Annotated in this window: 2 protein-coding genes; one reads left to right on the forward strand and one right to left on the reverse strand. The window is 38.3% G+C overall.

Features of this window, described 5'->3' with window-relative positions:
• Window positions 1–326 precede the first annotated feature (326 nt).
• Window positions 327–1,226: a HEPN domain-containing protein gene (locus tag FVR03_RS23940; RefSeq protein WP_147924295.1), complete on the forward strand. Its 900-nt coding sequence runs from the start codon at window positions 327–329 to the stop codon at window positions 1,224–1,226.
• Between the two features lie 10 nt (window positions 1,227–1,236).
• Here FVR03_RS23940 and FVR03_RS23945 read toward each other — a convergent pair whose 3' ends face one another.
• Window positions 1,237–2,097 (reverse strand): argonaute/piwi family protein, encoded by an 861-nt coding sequence (locus tag FVR03_RS23945; RefSeq protein WP_147924296.1) that lies wholly within the window; start codon window positions 2,095–2,097, stop codon window positions 1,237–1,239.
• Window positions 2,098–2,193 lie beyond the last annotated feature (96 nt).

Raw genomic sequence — 2,193 nt, forward strand, 5'->3', positions numbered from 1 at the left:
CTGTTCAATATAGCAGCTTGATTCAATTAAGAAAAACGATGAAGTGGTCTTAAACTATCGAGGTATCATAATCTATGGTAATATAGATAATAGAATAAATTTGAATGTAGACCTACCAGAATCTTTGGGATTCCAGAAATTGCGACAATCGGTTATTAGAGTATCTAACAGTACTCTGACTAATTAGAATGGAACATAATATGGCAATCAGTTTATAGTTTCCAATGAAGAATTTTTATCGAACGATCGTCTTCACAAAAGCTCCACTTGGTGGATACTATAGATATAAGGACGTATTCCAAATTTTACCATGCGAAATAGAGAGTATGCCATCGTCTATATATCAGGAACATCATCCAAATATTTTAGAGTTTTGGACTGACGAACACGAAAAGGTCACGGTGCCTATCGAGTTTGAAGAGTTACAGGACTCAATGGATTTAACCGCAACAAGTGTAACTAAACAAGATAAACTACTTACTTTGCTAAGTACATTTACCAATAATTTATTTTTTAAATATCAACCTATGTCTGGGACATGGGGAATTCCTTTACCAGCAACTGAAGTAGGAGATGAAATTGACTCAGTATCTTCACAGTGGTGTATGAGGCTATATCATTCGCCTGGAATGTTCAAGTCATTTAAAGAAAACCAATTTACTGCGCCTACATACGAGCCTATCAAAAGGGTAGCTCATAGAGATTATTATACAAATAACCCGAACTTGGATTTTAAAGGGGATAAGCGAATTGAATTGCCTGAAACAATTGATAGTTTATTTGATAATTACTTTTCCCTTGAACCTCGAATAGCCAAAATAGCTGATATTGCAGCATCGTATGTCGTGTCTGCGGTGGAGTTAAGAAACAGTAGAAAAACACTTTCTCTATTGGCAGCATTCACAGCATTAGAAACAATGGTCAATCTCGAGTTTAAGGATCATAAGCCAGAAACGTGTTCAGAATGTAGCCAAAAGAAATTTAGCATTGCTAAAAAGTTTAGGGAGTACTTACTGAAGTATATCGGAGAATCGGATGCGAACAAAAAGAAGTTTAACTCATACTATTCTGTGCGCTCTAAAATAGTACACACAGGAGAACAGTTGAAAACTGAGCTTCTTTTTGCAGATGTTTCAAAGGAAGATCAGCATAAAGAGTTTACGACAAGTATTGAAATTCTGCAACTAAGTAAGTTGTCAATAATCAATTGGTTGTTGAAACGATAATTGTTCATTTTTACATATAGAAGCCATACCTTTTATTTGGCACCTCGCTTTCATCCAGATATTTCATAATTGCACCTACATTACGAGAGCAGTCGATAGTAATAGGTATCTTACCATCAAACTGAGTTTTGTTCCAGTTCATTTTCGTTAGTGATAGAACTTCTTCGCAAATCTGTTTCGATGATGAGTTCATCTCAGCAATACGGATTTCAATCGGCTGCGGAATATACATACCAGCATAGGTTTGGTAGTAGTCTATTGAGCTTTTAGTATAAAGTAAATGTTGTGTTTCAGAAAGTTCTAACCATGTGCCTCGTAACGGTGGATAGCTACCTGTTCGGAAGAGCCTGATGTCGCTTTCAATAACGGTCACGAAGTCGAAGGTGTAGATTTCCTTATCCTCTATGGCTCTGATGAAGCCTTCTTTTTCCTGCTCTGTATAGTTCGAGCTTTTATGAATTACCACTCGCTTAGGTAAAATGCCTTCCGCTGTCTGATAACCTTTGATAGAGTTGATTAACAGCTCATAAGCCTGCTGATCAGTGAGGTGTGGTTGTCTATCTGTCTTGTCTATTTGTACAGGACTACCACGCAGAATAACACCTTTGCCTTGTTCATCGAATACTTGCGCAAGGCTTGTTTGAAGTGTTGTCCTATCGAGAGAACGATAGAAGCTTATACCAACGAAGCAAGTGTGATTATCATTCTCTCTGATTTGGGCTTTCCATGGCACCCCACCTGCCTTGTAGTAGATAGCTGTACAGAAATTCCATGCTCTTGTTGCTAAATCTTGCAAACTACCTTTTCCGCTTGCATCCTCGATGGATAGTGAATTCTCTCTAATCAACTGGATGGGGATGCGAAACTTCATAGATTTGGCTTTCAGATAGCTCCTGAATGATTATTCCGGGCAAGCAGCGCCACCTATTCCGGAGCAAGCGGCGCCACTTAATCCGGGTCAAACAGC

Origin of the sequence: Pontibacter qinzhouensis (assembly GCF_008017455.1) — a bacterium.
Lineage (GTDB): Bacteria > Bacteroidota > Bacteroidia > Cytophagales > Hymenobacteraceae > Pontibacter > Pontibacter qinzhouensis.

What these genes read in the sequence shown, in the direction of transcription:
- FVR03_RS23940 (WP_147924295.1), top strand. Translation starts at nt 327, where the DNA reads ATGCCATCGTCTATATATCAGGAACATCATCCAAATATTTTAGAGTTT.
- FVR03_RS23945 (WP_147924296.1), bottom strand. Translation starts at nt 2,097, where the DNA reads ATGAAGTTTCGCATCCCCATCCAGTTGATTAGAGAGAATTCACTATCC.